Below are 14,639 nucleotides of genomic sequence, written 5' to 3'. Positions count from 1 at the left end.
CTCAGGCCTTCTTCCGCGCCCGCAGCACCTCCAGCGCCTTGTCGGCGTGGGTGTCCATATTGACCTCGCTGGAGATCACCTCGAGCACGGTGCGGTCGGTGTCGATGACGAACGTGGTGCGCTTGACGGGCAGGAACTTGCCCAGCAGTCCGCGCTTGACTCCGAATGCGGTGGCGACCGCGCCGTCGGCGTCCGAGAGCAGCGGGTAGTCGAAGCGCTGCGAGTCGGCGAACGTGGCCTGCTTGTCCACGGCGTCGGTGCTGATTCCCACCGGAGAGGCGCCCACCGCGTCGAACTCGCCGGCCAGGTCGCGGAAGTGGCAGGCCTCCTTGGTGCATCCCGGGGTCATGGCGGCGGGATAGAAGAACAGCACGATCGGCCCGTCGGCGAGCAGGCTCGTCAGTGAGCGTGCGGTGCCGGTCTGGTCGGGCAGTTCGAAGTCGGCTACGCGGTCACCACGTTTCATGCGTGACCAGGCTACGCCGGTCAAAGCACGCGAGCGGGTCTGGGATGATGTAGCCGTGCACTCCACGCTCGCCGTCACCACCACGCGCGACGAGTTCCGGGCGCTGGCCGCCGAACACCGCGTGGTACCGGTGACCCGCAAGGTGCTTGCCGACAGCGAGACGCCGCTGTCGGCGTACCGCAAGCTGGCCGACAACCGGCCCGGGACATTCCTGCTCGAGTCCGCCGAGAACGGGCGCTCGTGGTCGCGCTGGTCGTTCATCGGGGCCGGGGCGCCGTCGGCGTTGACGGTGCGCGACGGCCAGGCGGTCTGGCTGGGCAACACACCCAGGGACGCACCGACGGGCGGCGATCCGCTGCAGGCGCTGCACCGGACCATCGAGCTGCTCTCCACCGCTCTCCCGGCGGGCAGGAGCGAAGCGACTCGGGGATCAACGCTGGCGGGTGTGCCGCCGCTGTCCGGCGGTCTGGTGGGGTTCTTCGCCTACGACTTCGTCCGCCGGCTCGAGCGCCTGCCCGAACTTGCCGTCGACGATCTCGGTCTGCCCGAGATGCTGCTCCTGCTGGCCACCGATCTGGCCGCCGTCGACCACCACGAGGGCACGATCACGTTGATCGCCAACGCGGTGAACTGGAACGGCACCGACGAGCGGGTCGACTGGGCCTACGACGACGCCGTCGCACGACTGGACGTGATGACCGAGGCGCTGGGGCAGCCGCTGCCCTCGACCGTGGCGACGTTCTCCCGGCCCCAGCCCGAGCACCGCTCCCAGCGCACGCTCGAGGAGTACAGCGCGGTGGTGGAGCGGCTGGTCAAGGAGATCGAGGCCGGCGAGGCTTTCCAGGTGGTGCCCTCGCAACGATTCGAGATGACGACCCGAGCTGATCCCATTGATGTCTACCGGATGCTTCGGGTGTCCAATCCGAGTCCGTACATGTATCTGCTGAACATCCCCGATGAGGCTGGGGGAACGGCTTTTTCGATTGTCGGGTCCAGTCCCGAGGCGTTGGTGACCGTCCAGGGTGGTTGGGCCACAACGCATCCGATCGCCGGGACGCGCTGGCGCGGTCAGACCGAGGAGGAAGACCAGCTGCTGGAGAAGGAGCTGCTCTCCGACGAGAAGGAGCGCGCCGAGCATCTGATGCTGGTCGATCTCGGCCGCAACGATCTGGGCCGGGTGTGTGTACCGGGCACGGTGCGCGTCGAGGACTACAGCCACATCGAGCGCTACAGCCACGTCATGCATCTCGTCTCCACCGTCACCGGGCTGCTGGCCGAGCACCGCACCGCGCTGGATGCCGTCACGGCCTGCTTCCCGGCGGGCACGCTGTCGGGGGCGCCGAAGGTGCGGGCGATGGAACTCATCGAGGAGGTCGAGAAGACCCGGCGCGGGCTCTACGGCGGCGTGGTCGGCTATCTGGACTTCGCCGGCAACGCCGACTTCGCCATCGCCATCCGCACCGCGCTCATGCGTGATGGCACCGCCTACGTGCAGGCCGGTGGCGGGGTGGTCGCCGACTCCAACGGCCCCTACGAGTACAACGAGGCCGCCAATAAGGCCAAAGCCGTTCTCACCGCCATCGCTGCCGCCGAGACGCTGAGCGCGCCGTGATCCGCGTCGGGCAGCTGTTGTTGGTCGTCGCGGCGATCGGGCTGTGGGTGGCTTCGCGACTGCCGTGGGTGGCGGTCACCTCGTCGGACGGCCTTGGCCAGCCGAAGACGTCGACGCTGACCGGCGGGACGTGGTCCAACGCCCTGATCCCGATGGCGGTGCTGCTGCTGGCGGCGGCGATCGCCGGTCTGGCGGTGCACGGGTGGGGGCTGCGGGTGGTCGCGGTGCTGGTGGCTCTGGTGAGCCTCGTGCTTGGTTATCTCGGGGTCAGCCTGTTCGTCATGCCCGACATCGCGCCGCGTGCGGCCGAACTGGCCCAGGTCCCGGTCATGTCACTCGTCGCGAGTCAGCGTCATCACCTGGGTGCCGGCCTGACGCTGGCCGCTGCGGTCGTCGCGCTGTTGGCGGCGGTGCTGCTGATGCGTTCGGCTGGGTCGGCACGGCACACTGCGGCCAGATACGCCGCTCCGGCCGCGCGGCGCACCGCCGCCGGAAGTGGGGACGCGGGGTCCGAGCGGGGCATGTGGGATGCCATCGACGAGGGCCATGACCCGACCGAGCACGACACCGAGGGTCGGTGACGGATGCTGTGCGCGCTGCGGCTACCCTTCCAAGGACATGAACGTGATTGCCAGACGGCAAGAAGGGACCCGGTTGGCATGAGTTCGGCAACCGTGCTCGACTCCATCATCGAAGGAGTCCGCGCTGACGTTGCCGCACGCGAGGCAATCGTGAGCCTGTCCGAGGTCAAAGCCGCCGCGGAGGCCGCTCCGCCACCGCTGGATGCGTTGGCCGCGCTGCGGGCACCTGACATCGCGGTGGTCGCCGAAGTCAAGCGCGCCAGCCCATCACGCGGACAGCTCGCCAACATCGCCGACCCGGCAGAGCTGGCCCGCGCCTATCAGAGCGGTGGGGCGCGGGTGATCAGCGTGCTGACCGAGCAGCGTCGCTTCCACGGCTCGCTGGCCGACCTCGATGCGGTGCGGGCGGCCGTCAAGATTCCCTTGCTCCGCAAAGACTTCGTCGTCTGCCCGTACCAGATTCATGAGGCCCGAGCCCACGGCGCCGACATGCTGCTGCTGATCGTCGCGGCGCTCGAGCAGCCGGCGCTGGAGTCGATGTTCGAGCGCACCGAGTCGCTGGGGATGACCGCTCTGGTCGAGGTTCACACCGAGGAGGAGGCCGACCGCGCGCTGCTGGCCGGGGCCAAGGTCATCGGCGTGAACGCGCGTGACCTCAAGACCCTCGAAGTCGACCGGGACTGCTTCGCGCGGATCGCTCCCGGTCTGCCGTCGAACGTCATCCGGGTCGCCGAGTCGGGTGTGCGCGGCCGGGCCGACCTGCTGGCCTACGCCGGTGCGGGAGCGGACGCGGTGCTGGTCGGTGAGGGCCTGGTCACCAGCGGTGATCCCCGCGCCGCGGTGGCAGACCTGGTGACTGCGGGAGCCCATCCGTCCTGCCCGAAACCCTCCCGCTGAGTCGTGGCTGACACGTCGACGCCGAACGTGCCGCGCACCAGTGCGGCCGTTGCCGAGCCCACCGAACACGACCCCGACGCGCGGGGCCACTTCGGTGTTTTCGGTGGCCGCTACGTGGCCGAGGCGCTGATGGCGGTCATCGAGGAGGTGACGGCCGCCTACGAGAAGGCCCGCGCCGACCAGGAGTTCCTGGACCGTCTCGACAACCTGCAGACCCACTACGCCGGCCGGCCGTCTCCGCTGTACGAGGCCACCAGGCTGAGCGAGCATGCGGGCGGCGCGCGGATCTTCCTCAAGCGCGAGGACCTCAACCACACTGGTTCGCACAAGATCAACAACGTCCTCGGCCAGGCCCTGCTGGCCAAGCAGATGGGCAAGACCCGGGTGATCGCCGAAACCGGTGCGGGCCAGCACGGCGTGGCCACCGCCACCGCGTGCGCACTGCTCGGTCTGGAGTGCGTGATCTACATGGGTGCCGTCGACACCGCACGCCAGGCGCTCAACGTGGCACGGATGCGACTGCTCGGCGCCGAGGTGGTGTCGGTGAAGTCCGGTTCCAAGACGCTCAAGGACGCGATCAACGACGCGTTCCGCGACTGGGTCACCAATGCGGACAACACCTACTACTGCTTCGGTACCGCGGCGGGGCCGCATCCCTTCCCGGTGATGGTTCGCGACTTCCAGCGCGTCATCGGGATGGAGGCGCGGACCCAGATCCTGGCGCAGGCCGGCCGATTGCCGGATGCCGTGACCGCCTGTGTCGGTGGCGGTTCCAATGCCATCGGCATCTTCCACGCCTTCATCGACGACCCCGCCGTTCGCCTGATCGGCTACGAGGCTGCCGGCGAGGGCGTCGAAACCGGCAGGCACGCAGCAACTTTCACCGGAGGTTCGCCGGGCGCCTTCCAAGGCTCGTACTCCTACCTGCTGCAGAACGAAGACGGCCAAACCATCGAGTCGCATTCGATCTCGGCCGGCCTGGACTATCCCGGCGTCGGCCCGGAACATGCCTTCCTCAAGGACATCGGTCGCACCGAATACCAGCCGATCACCGACGTCGAAGCAATGGACGCTTTCCGTCTGCTGTGCCGATTGGAGGGCATCATTCCGGCCATCGAGTCGGCGCACGCGGTGGCCGGTGCGGTCAAGCTGGCGGCCGAGTTGGGCCCCGGTTCGATCATCATGATCAATCTCTCCGGCCGCGGCGACAAGGATGTGGAGACGGCCGCGAAGTGGTTCGGGTTGCTCGACAGCCCGGCCAAGGGGGACCAGTGACGGTCCAGCACAGCCGGCCCGGCCGGCTGGGTCCCATCTTCGCGTCGTGCCACGCCGAAGGGCGGGCTGCCCTCATCGGCTACCTGCCCACCGGCTATCCCGACGTTGCGACGTCGATCGACGCCATGGTGACGATGGCCCAATCCGGTTGCGACATAATCGAAGTCGGCGTGCCATACTCGGATCCGGGAATGGACGGACCGGTGATCGCGATGGCAACCGAAACGGCTTTGCAGGGTGGCGTCCGGATCAGTGACACCCTACGCGCAGTGGAGGCCATCAGCGGCGCGGGCGGCAGTGCTGTTGTGATGACCTACTGGAACCCGGTGCTGCACTACGGCGTTGACGCATGGGCGCGTGACCTCGCGGCGGCCGGCGGACTGGGCATGATCACCCCCGACCTGATTCCCGACGAGGCCGACCAGTGGTTCGCCGCCTCCGACGCCCACGGTCTGGACCGGATCTTCCTGGTGGCCCCGTCCTCGACGCCGGAGCGGTTGGCCAAGACTGTGGAGGCCTCACGCGGCTTCGTCTACGCCGCCTCGATCATGGGAGTCACCGGCGCACGCGACGTGGTGTCGAATGCGGCGCCGGAGCTCGTGCGCCGGGTCAGGGAGGTCTCCGACATCCCGGTCGGTGTGGGCCTCGGGGTTCGCTCGCGTGAGCAGGCGGCCGAGATTGCGGGTTACGCCGACGGTGTCATCGTCGGATCTGCGCTCGTGTCGGCACTCGCCGACGGGCTGAGTGCGGTGCGCGCGCTGACCGAAGAACTGGCTGTGGGTGTGCGACATAAGGTAGCTGCCTCGTGACGACAACTGTCCTGGCCTATTTCCCGAGCCCGCCGCAGGGTGTCTGGCACCTGGGTCCCGTACCCATTCGGGCTTATGCGCTGTGCATCATCGCCGGGATCATCGCCGCGCTGGTGATCGGTGATCGCCGTTGGGAGGCTCGTGGTGGCGAACGGGGTGTCATCTACGACGTCGCGCTGTGGGCGGTTCCGTTCGGGTTGGTCGGTGGCCGGCTCTATCACCTGATGACCGACTGGCGAACCTATTTCGGCGAGGGTGGTGCCGGGATCGGCGCCGCCCTGCGCATCTGGGACGGTGGCCTCGGTATCTGGGGCGCGGTGGCGCTGGGTGGCGTTGGCGCATGGATTGCCTGTCGGCGCAGGGGGATACCGCTGCCCGCCTTCGGCGACGCGATCGCGCCCGGCATTGTTCTCGCGCAGGCCATCGGGCGGCTCGGAAACTACTTCAACCAGGAGCTCTACGGCCGCGAGACGACGTTGCCGTGGGGGATGGAGATCTTCTACCGGCGCGATGCGTCGGGCATGATCGACGTTCACTCGCTCGACGGTGTGTCCACCGGCCAGGTTGCCGCCGTGGTGCAGCCGACGTTCCTCTACGAGTTGCTCTGGAACGTCCTGGTTTTCGTCTTCCTGCTCTGGGTGGACCGGCGCTTCAAGATCGGCCACGGCCGGTTGTTCGCGCTGTATGTCGCGGCGTATTGCATCGGCCGGTTCTGGGTCGAGTTGCTTCGCGACGACACCGCGACCCATATCGCGGGGATCCGGATCAACTCGTTCACGTCGACGTTCGTGTTCATCGGTGCGGTGGTGTACATCATGCTGGCGCCGAAGGGTCGCGAAGATCCGAAGACGTTGGGCGGCAAGCCTGCCGGTACCGGGCCCGAGGAAGAGTCACCGGTCGAAGAGCTTGCTGAGGAACTGGTCGCGGCCGCAAAAGGCAGCGGCATCGTCGCCGCCGCGATGGTGGCCGGCTCGCATGAGAGTGAGGACGCCGCGGCCGTCGGTGACGTCGAACCGGGAGAAAAGCCGGCCGAGTCGGAAGCTGAGCCCGAGCCCGCAGTGGCATCGCGACCGCAACCGCAACCGGTGCAGCGCCGCGGATTTTCAGCCACCGTTCGTCGGGTGCTCTGGGGTGTCGAGATCCGACGGGACTAAGCCGGCATTGTGGGTGCTGGAATTGTGACGGACGTCAGATTGACGGAAGTGTCAGCGCGGGGGACGCTTAGTTTGTGGCCCAGATCAGCGAAGCGATGATGATCGATCAGGTGCTAGAGCGGCTGTCGTCGACGTTTTCCGACATTCCTCCCCAGGATGTGACTGAGGTCGTGCGCACTGCCCACGCGCGGTTCGACAGCAGCACGGTGCGTGAATTCGTCCCTCTTCTGGTGGAGCGCAGGGCACGCGCGGAGTTGTCCGCCAAGTCTTCCCTGCTTACCTGGTCGTCGTAATCCCTCGGACAGCGTGGCCCAGTGTCGTCCACGCCGACGCACCACCCGTTTGATGCGCGCGATGAGCGTCCCCTAGCCGAAGCTCTGCTTGTCCTTGGTCTGGACGCGTCCCGAGGTGAAGCCCGAACCCGACTTGCGGGCGACCTGCGGGCTTGGACGGCCAGATGGCCCTGCCCGTCAAGCACGGCGTTGTCCGTGGCGTAGTTCTCGACACCGGGGTCCCAGCCAGTGCCTCGATGACGGTCCACTTTCGCCGGATCGGGCGACGCGCCGGGCGGGCCGTCGAAGTCGTCGAACACCGTCGCGGCATGGGCCGGAGAAGCCGTGGGCAGCGTCATCGCCGCGACGAGTAGACCGGCCGCAACCAGGCCTAATCTAGACGCGCCACCGTGCTCCTCCTGAATCTTCGGCGTCGCCTCAGCGATAGTAATCACCCGACGGGGACAGCGAGAATAACCAGGAACGGTCCGACCTCTGGCATGCTGATCGCATGACCGAGCCGCAGTTCGGAGGCACCGAAGGCAGCACGCCCCCGCCCAACTACCCGCCCCCGCCCAACTACCCGCCGCCGCCCGACTACCCGCCGCCCGGCCAGTACCCGCCGCCGACGCAATACCCCGCTCCGGGTGCCTACCTGGATCCGGGAGCGCCCTACGGCCGCCACCCGCTGACCGGCGAGCCGCTGTCCGAGAAGTCCAAGGTCGTCGGCGGCCTGTTGCAGCTGCTCGGCCTGGTCGGCATTGTCGGAATCGGCCGGATCTACCTCGGCTACACCGGGCTGGGCGTTGCGCAGCTGGTCGTCGGGCTCCTCACCTGCGGCATCGGCGCGGTCATCTGGGGCATCGTCGACGCGGTGCTGATCCTCACCGACAAGGTGCGTGACCCCGAAGGTCGACCGCTGCGTGACGGCACCTAGCGCACCCCACCGTCACGGCACCCGGCGCCACACCGCCCTCGGCACGGGTGCGCTGGCCGTCAGCGCCCTGGCCTACGTGGGCCTGGCCGACCCGCACAACCCGGGCTCGCTCTTCCCGCCCTGCCCGTTCAAGCTGCTTACCGGCTGGAACTGCCCGGCCTGCGGCGGCCTGCGCATGACTCACGACCTGCTGCACGGCAACCTATCCGGAGCCGTCGTCGACAACATCTTCCTGCTGATCGGCCTGCCCGCCACGGCGTTGTGGGTGCTCTGGCGCATCAAGCAGGACCAGCGGGCCTTCACGCTGCCTGCGATAGTCCTCATCGCCGTCGTGGCAGTCACCTGGACGGTTGTCCGCAACCTGCCCGGCTTCCCGCTGGTGCCCACGCTTATCGGGCGGTAACCACCGCCTCGCGCTGATACACTGGGCAGTCGGTCCGGCCTTTGCCGCGCCGAATCATCGGGCCGGCGCAGTCCCGGACGTCACACGTCAGACTGCGGCAAGGCCGAGAATTCGAAAACCTCTCGCGTTCAACACCTTTCGCGCCGCAAGATCGATCGCGGAGGAGCGTGAAGATGCTGTTCTCGGCACTTCCCCAAGCGCAGGGTCTCTATGACCCGCAGCACGAGTCCGACTCGTGTGGCGTCGCGATGGTGGCCGACATCCAAGGACGGCGGTCACACCAGATCGTCGCCGACGGCCTGATGGCACTCGAGCACCTCGAGCATCGCGGCGCGGCCGGGGCCGAACCCAACAGCGGCGACGGCGCAGGCATCCTGCTGCAGTTGCCCGTCGAACTGCTGCAAGACGTCGTCGACTTCGCGCTTCCCGCGCCGACCCCGGCCGGGGACAACACCTACGCCGCCGGTATTTGCTTTCTGCCGCAGAATCCCGTCACCCGGCTGGCCGCCACCGACCGGGTCGAGGAGATCGCCCGCGAGGAGGGCCTCGAAGTCCTCGGCTGGCGCCCGGTGCCGGTCGATCCCGACGGCGCCGACGTCGGCGCGACCGCGCTGAGTTGCATGCCCTACATGTCGATGCTGTTCGTCGCCGCCCCCGAGCGCAACGGCGCGCGCCCCGGCGGCATCGACCTGGACCGACTGGTCTATCCGGCGCGCAAGCGGGCCGAGCAACGCGACGTCTACTTCCCGTCGCTGTCGAGCCGCACCATGGCCTACAAGGGCATGCTCACCACGATGCAGCTGCCGAGGTTTTTCGCCGACCTGAGGGACGAGCGCTGCCGAAGCGCCATCGTGATCGTGCACAGTCGCTTCTCCACCAACACCTTTCCGTCCTGGCCGCTGGCCCACCCGTTCCGGTTCGTGGCTCACAACGGTGAGATCAACACTGTGCGCGGCAACCGCAACCGCATGCATGCCCGCGAGGCCGTGCTCGCAAGCGACACCATCCCCGGGGATCTGACCCGGCTCTCACCGATCTGCACGGCCGAGGCCTCCGACTCGGCGTCCTTCGACCAGGTGCTCGAACTGCTCCACCTCGGTGGCCGCAGCCTTCCGCACGCGGTGATGATGATGATCCCGGAGGCCTGGGAGAACAACACCACCTTGGACCCGGCCCGCCGGGCGTTCTGCCAGTACCACGCCTCGCTCATGGAACCCTGGGACGGCCCAGCCTGCGTCACCTTCACCGACGGCACCGTGGTGGGAGCGGTGTTGGACCGCAACGGATTACGGCCAGGACGATGGTGGCGCACCATCGACGACCGGGTGATCCTGGCCAGCGAGAGCGGCGTGCTCGACATCCCGTCCGGCGAGGTTGTCGCCAAGGGCCGCCTGGAGCCCGGCAAGATGTTTCTCATCGACACCGCAGCCGGGCGCATCATCTCCGACGACGAGATCAAGAGCCACTTGGCGGCCGAGAAGCCGTACGCCGAATGGCTCCACGCAGGCCTGCTGGACCTCAAGACGCTGCCGGCCCGCGGCCGCGTCCAGCCCAACCACGAGTCGGTGGTCCGCCGCCAGATCGCGTTCGGCTACACCGAGGAAGATCTGCGGATCCTGCTCACCCCGATGGCGGCCTCCGGACAGGAGCCGCTCGGATCGATGGGAACCGACACCCCCGTCGCGGTTCTCTCGCAACGCTCCAAGCTGCTCTACGACTACTTCGTGGAGTTGTTCGCCCAGGTGACGAACCCACCGCTGGACGCCATCCGCGAGGAGATCGTCACGTCCATGGCCCGCGTGATGGGTCCCGAGCAGAACCTGCTGGAGCCCACCGCCGCCTCCTGCCGCCAGATCCTGCTGCACTGGCCGGTTCTGGACAACGACGAGCTGAACAAGATCGTCCACATCAACGCCGACGGCGAGCAGCCCGGGCTGAAAACCGCTGTCCTGCGCGCCGTCTACGACGTCGAGCGCGGCGGTGAGGGACTGGCCGAGGCGATCGATGACCTTCGCTGGCGTGCCTGCGAGGCGATCGCCAAAGGTGCTCGCACACTGGTGATCTCCGACCGCGACTCCGATCACACCCGGGCGCCGATCCCGTCGCTGCTGGCCGTCGCCGCGGTGCACCACCACCTGGTGCGCACCAAGAAGCGCACCACTGTGGCGCTGGTGGCGGAAAGCGGCGACGCCCGCGAGGTTCACCACATCGCGTTGCTCATCGGCTACGGCGCCGCAGCGGTCAACCCGTACCTGGCGTTCGAGTCGATCGAGGACCTCATCCGCGAGGGTGAGCTCACCGGGATCGACGCCGGCACAGCGGTCCGCAACTACCTCAAGGCGCTCGGCAAGGGCGTCATGAAGGTGATGAGCAAGATGGGCATCTCGACAGTCGGGTCCTACACGGGTGCACAGGCTTTCGAGGCGATCGGTCTGAGCAAGGAGGTCGTCGACGAGTACCTGACCGGCACGGCCAGCAAGCTCGGCGGCGTGGGTCTAGACGTGCTGGCCGACGAGGTCAAGCAGCGCCACCGGCGGGCCTATCCGGAGAACCCCACCGAGCGGGTCCACCGCCGCCTCGAGATCGGCGGCGAATACCAGTTCCGCCGCGAGGGTGAGCTGCACCTGTTCACGCCGGAAACGGTCTTCCTGCTTCAACATTCGACCCGAACCGGCCGCCACGAGGTGTTTGCCAAGTACTCCGAGGAGGTCAACCGGCTGTCCCGCGAGGGCGGGACGCTGCGCGGCCTGTTCGCGTTCAAACAGGGTCTGCGTCCACCGGTTCCCCTGCACGAGGTGGAGTCCGTCGACTCCATCTGCGCGCGATTCAACACCGGGGCGATGAGCTACGGCTCGATCTCCAAAGAGGCCCACGAAACCATGGCGATCGCCATGAACAACATCGGCGGACGTTCCAACAGCGGGGAGGGCGGCGAGGACTCCGACCGGCTGTCCGATCCGCGGCGGCGCAGTGCGGTCAAGCAGGTCGCCTCCGGCCGTTTCGGGGTCACCAGCGAGTACCTGGTGAACGCCACCGACATCCAGATCAAGATGGCCCAGGGCGCCAAGCCGGGGGAAGGCGGGCAGCTGCCCGGGTTCAAGGTCTATCCCAGCATCGCCAAGACCCGGCACTCCACTCCGGGTGTGGGCCTGATCTCGCCGCCGCCGCACCACGACATCTACTCCATCGAGGACCTTGCGCAACTGATCCACGATCTCAAGAACGCCAACTCCCAGGCCCGTATCCACGTCAAGCTGGTGAGTTCGGTCGGAGTCGGCACGGTGGCCGCCGGGGTGTCGAAGGCGCACGCCGACGTCGTCCTGATCTCCGGCTACGACGGCGGCACCGGTGCGGCTCCGCTGACCAGCCTCAAACACGCCGGTGCGCCGTGGGAAGTGGGTCTGGCCGACACCCAGCAGACGCTGGTGCTCAACGGACTTCGCGATCGCATCACCGTGCAGTGCGACGGCGGCCTGCGCACCGCCCGCGACGTGGTGATCGCCGCGCTGCTCGGCGCCGAGGAGTTCGGCTTCTCCACCGCGCCGCTGGTGGTGGCCGGCTGCATCATGATGCGGGTCTGCCACCTCGACACCTGCCCGGTGGGTGTGGCCACCCAGAACCCCGAACTGCGCGAGCGGTTCAACGGCAAGCCGGAGTTCGTCGAGAACTTCTTCCACTTCATCGCCGAGGATGTCCGAAAGATGCTCGCCGAACTCGGTTTCCGCAGCATCGACGAGGCCGTCGGCCACGCCGAGATACTCGATACCGACGCCGGGCTGGCGCACTGGAAGAGCAAGGGCCTGGATCTCAGCCCGATCTTCGCGGTGCCCACCGATGCCCACGGTGGTGCGCTCACCCAGCGTCGCCGTCTTCGCGACCAGGACCACGGACTCGATCAGGCCCTGGACCGCACGCTCATCGCGCTGGCCGAGGGTGCCCTCGAGGATGCCCACCCGGTCCGGCTGGAGCTGCCCGTGCGCAACGTCAACCGCACCGTGGGCACGCTGCTGGGCGCGGAGGTGACCCGCCGCTACGGTGCACGGGGACTGCCGGACGGCACCGTCCACGTCACACTGACCGGATCGGCGGGCCAGTCGCTGGGCGCGTTCCTGCCGCCCGGTATCACCCTCGAGCTCATCGGAGACGCCAACGACTATGTGGGCAAAGGTCTTTCGGGCGGCCGGGTGATCGTGCGCCCGCCCGACGACGTGCTGTTCCTGCCCGAGGACAACGTCGTCGCCGGCAACACCCTGCTCTACGGAGCGACATCCGGCGAGGTGTACCTGCGCGGCCGGGTGGGCGAACGATTCTGCGCCCGAAACTCCGGCGCCCTGGCGGTCACCGAGGGTGTGGGCGACCACGGCTGCGAGTACATGACCGGCGGCCGGGTTGTGGTGCTGGGCCGCACCGGACGCAACTTCGCGGCGGGCATGTCCGGCGGCATCGCCTACGTGCTCGGTCTCGATGCGGCCAAGGTCAACGCCGCGATGGTCGAGTTGCAACGCCCCGAGCCCGATGACCTGACCTGGCTGCACGACGCCGTGTCCCGCCACGCCCGCTACACCGGCAGCACGCTGGCCCGCTCGGTGCTCTCCGACTGGCCAAGGCGCAGTGCGCAATTCACCAAGATCATGCCCACCGACTACCAGAGGGTGCTCGAGGCCACCCGGATGGCCAAGGCCGAGGGGCGTGACGTGGACACCGCGATCATGGAGGCGACCCGTGGCTGATCCGACCGGCTTCCTGAAGGTTCCCAAGATCGAGGCCGCTAAGCGTCCTGTCGACGAACGCGTCGGTGACTGGGCTGAGGTCTACGAACGTCAGGATCCCCGACAACGCGCAGACGAGGTGGCCCAGCAAGCCCGGCGCTGCATGGACTGCGGAATCCCGTTCTGCCACTCCGGGACTGCTGGCTGCCCGCTGGGCAACCTGATCCCGGAGTGGAACGACCTCGTGCGCCGCGGCCGGTGGCAAGCCGCCAGTGAGAGGCTGCACGCCACCAACAACTTCCCGGAGTTCACCGGCCGGCTGTGCCCCGCACCGTGTGAGGCGGCGTGCGTGCTGTCCATCGCCGAGGACGAGACCGGCGGCAGCGTGACGATCAAACGCATCGAGAACACCATCGCCGACGAGTCCTGGCGGCTGGGCATCGTCGAAGCCCAGCCCGCGGCCATCGGCACCGGCAAGAATGTCGCGATCGTCGGCTCCGGTCCGGCCGGCCTGGCCGCCGCCCAGCAGCTGACCCGCGCCGGGCACCACGTCACCGTCTACGAGCGTGACAACCGGCTCGGCGGCCTGCTGCGCTACGGCATCCCGGAGTACAAGCTGGAGAAGTCCTCACTCAACCAGCGACTGGCCCAGATGCGTGCGGAGGGAACGCGTTTCGTCACCGACTGCGAGGTCGGGGTGGACGTGTCCGTCGAGGAGTTGCGGCACCGGTTCGATGCCGTCGTGCTGGCGGTCGGGGCACTGCGCGGCCGCGACACCGACGTTGACGGCCGCCACCTGCAGGGTGTTCACCTGGCGATGGAACACCTGGTGCCCGCCAACCGTGAATGCGAAGGCGACGGTCCGTCGCACCTCTCGGCCAAGGACAAGCACGTGGTGATCATCGGTGGTGGTGACACCGGTGCGGACTGCCTGGGCACCGCGCACCGTCAGGGTGCGGCGTCGGTGACACAGCTGGACTACAACCCGCAGCCGCCCGACGCGCGCGACGACTCGTTGTCACCGTGGCCGACGTGGCCGCTGGTCCTGCGCACCTCGCCCGCGCACGCCGAGGGCGGCACCGTGCACTACCAGGTTGCGGTGCAGCGTTTCGTCGGCGACGACGACGGCCACCTGCGCGCCATGGAGATCGCCGAGGTGAAAGTCGAACGGGTCGACGGACGCCGGATCATCTCCCCGGTGGGAGAGCCTTTCGAGATCCCGTGCGACCTGGCACTGCTGGCGATCGGGTTCGAAGGCGTCGAGCACATGCCGTTGCTCGGCGACCTCGGCATCACGCTGAGCCGGCGCGGGACCATCAGTTGCGGATCGGACTGGCAGACCGAGGCGCCCGGTATCTTCGTCTGCGGTGACGCCCACCGCGGCGCCAGCCTGGTGGTGTGGGCGATCGCCGAAGGCCGCGCCGCCGCGCATGCCGTCGACGCCCACCTGATGGGTGAGTCCGACCTCCCGGTGCCGGTCCGGCCCAATCAGTTGCCATTGGCGGTCGTCTGAGTGAACAGCCG

13 protein-coding genes are annotated in these 14,639 nt (G+C 68.1%); 12 read left to right on the top strand and 1 reads right to left on the bottom strand.

Annotation, left to right across the window (positions count from 1 at the left end; genetic code table 11):
* Position 1: 1 nt before the first annotated feature.
* Positions 2-466, bottom strand: a complete 465-nt coding sequence (locus K9U37_RS14340; RefSeq protein WP_243072246.1) for a peroxiredoxin — start codon at positions 464-466, stop codon at positions 2-4.
* On the opposite strand from K9U37_RS14340, the gene K9U37_RS14335 reads away from it, so the two are divergent.
* The 12 genes from K9U37_RS14335 (at position 465) to K9U37_RS14280 (ending at position 14,628) form a co-directional block, all read left to right on the top strand.
* Positions 465-2,078, top strand: a complete 1,614-nt coding sequence (locus K9U37_RS14335) for an anthranilate synthase component I (RefSeq protein WP_252394003.1) — start codon at positions 465-467, stop codon at positions 2,076-2,078. The genes K9U37_RS14340 and K9U37_RS14335 overlap by 2 nt on opposite strands.
* Positions 2,075-2,659, top strand: a complete 585-nt coding sequence (locus tag K9U37_RS14330) for a TIGR02234 family membrane protein (protein WP_243072244.1) — start codon at positions 2,075-2,077, stop codon at positions 2,657-2,659. Before K9U37_RS14335 ends, K9U37_RS14330 begins: the two co-directional genes overlap by 4 nt.
* Positions 2,660-2,737: 78 nt before the next feature.
* Entirely contained in the window at positions 2,738-3,556 is an 819-nt protein-coding gene (trpC, locus tag K9U37_RS14325; RefSeq protein WP_243072243.1) for an indole-3-glycerol phosphate synthase TrpC, read from the top strand.
* 3 nt (positions 3,557-3,559) lie between these two features.
* Positions 3,560-4,831: a tryptophan synthase subunit beta gene (gene trpB, locus K9U37_RS14320; protein WP_243072242.1), complete on the top strand. Its 1,272-nt coding sequence runs from the start codon at positions 3,560-3,562 to the stop codon at positions 4,829-4,831.
* Entirely contained in the window at positions 4,828-5,640 is an 813-nt protein-coding gene (gene trpA, locus K9U37_RS14315) for a tryptophan synthase subunit alpha (RefSeq protein WP_243072241.1), read from the top strand. Before trpB ends, trpA begins: the two co-directional genes overlap by 4 nt.
* Positions 5,637-6,794 carry a prolipoprotein diacylglyceryl transferase gene (gene lgt / locus K9U37_RS14310; protein ID WP_243072240.1) on the top strand — a complete coding sequence of 386 codons (1,158 nt, stop codon included), beginning with the start codon at positions 5,637-5,639 and terminating at the stop codon, positions 6,792-6,794. Before trpA ends, lgt begins: the two co-directional genes overlap by 4 nt.
* A 74-nt stretch (positions 6,795-6,868) precedes the next feature.
* Positions 6,869-7,087: a three-helix bundle dimerization domain-containing protein gene (locus K9U37_RS14305; protein ID WP_243072239.1), complete on the top strand. Its 219-nt coding sequence runs from the start codon at positions 6,869-6,871 to the stop codon at positions 7,085-7,087.
* Between the two features lie 164 nt (positions 7,088-7,251).
* Complete coding sequence (locus K9U37_RS14300; RefSeq protein WP_243072238.1) at positions 7,252-7,440, top strand: hypothetical protein; 189 nt, start codon at positions 7,252-7,254, stop codon at positions 7,438-7,440.
* A gap of 137 nt (positions 7,441-7,577) precedes the next feature.
* A complete protein-coding gene (locus tag K9U37_RS14295; protein ID WP_243072237.1) occupies positions 7,578-8,003 on the top strand; it encodes a TM2 domain-containing protein in 426 nt (141 codons plus the stop codon).
* Positions 7,990-8,406: a DUF2752 domain-containing protein gene (locus tag K9U37_RS14290; protein WP_243072236.1), complete on the top strand. Its 417-nt coding sequence runs from the start codon at positions 7,990-7,992 to the stop codon at positions 8,404-8,406. The genes K9U37_RS14295 and K9U37_RS14290 overlap by 14 nt, the downstream gene beginning before the upstream one ends.
* Before the next feature lie 173 nt (positions 8,407-8,579).
* Complete coding sequence (gene gltB / locus K9U37_RS14285) at positions 8,580-13,136, top strand: glutamate synthase large subunit (protein WP_243072235.1); 4,557 nt, start codon at positions 8,580-8,582, stop codon at positions 13,134-13,136.
* Entirely contained in the window at positions 13,129-14,628 is a 1,500-nt protein-coding gene (locus K9U37_RS14280) for a glutamate synthase subunit beta (RefSeq protein ID WP_243072234.1), read from the top strand. Before gltB ends, K9U37_RS14280 begins: the two co-directional genes overlap by 8 nt.
* Positions 14,629-14,639: the final 11 nt, after the last annotated feature.

Origin of the sequence: Candidatus Mycolicibacterium alkanivorans (genome assembly GCF_022760805.1) — a bacterium.
In the GTDB taxonomy this organism is placed as follows: domain Bacteria; phylum Actinomycetota; class Actinomycetes; order Mycobacteriales; family Mycobacteriaceae; genus Mycobacterium; species Mycobacterium alkanivorans.
Note: the sequence above shows the minus strand (reverse complement) of the source record. Positions and strands in the feature narration are given on the sequence as shown.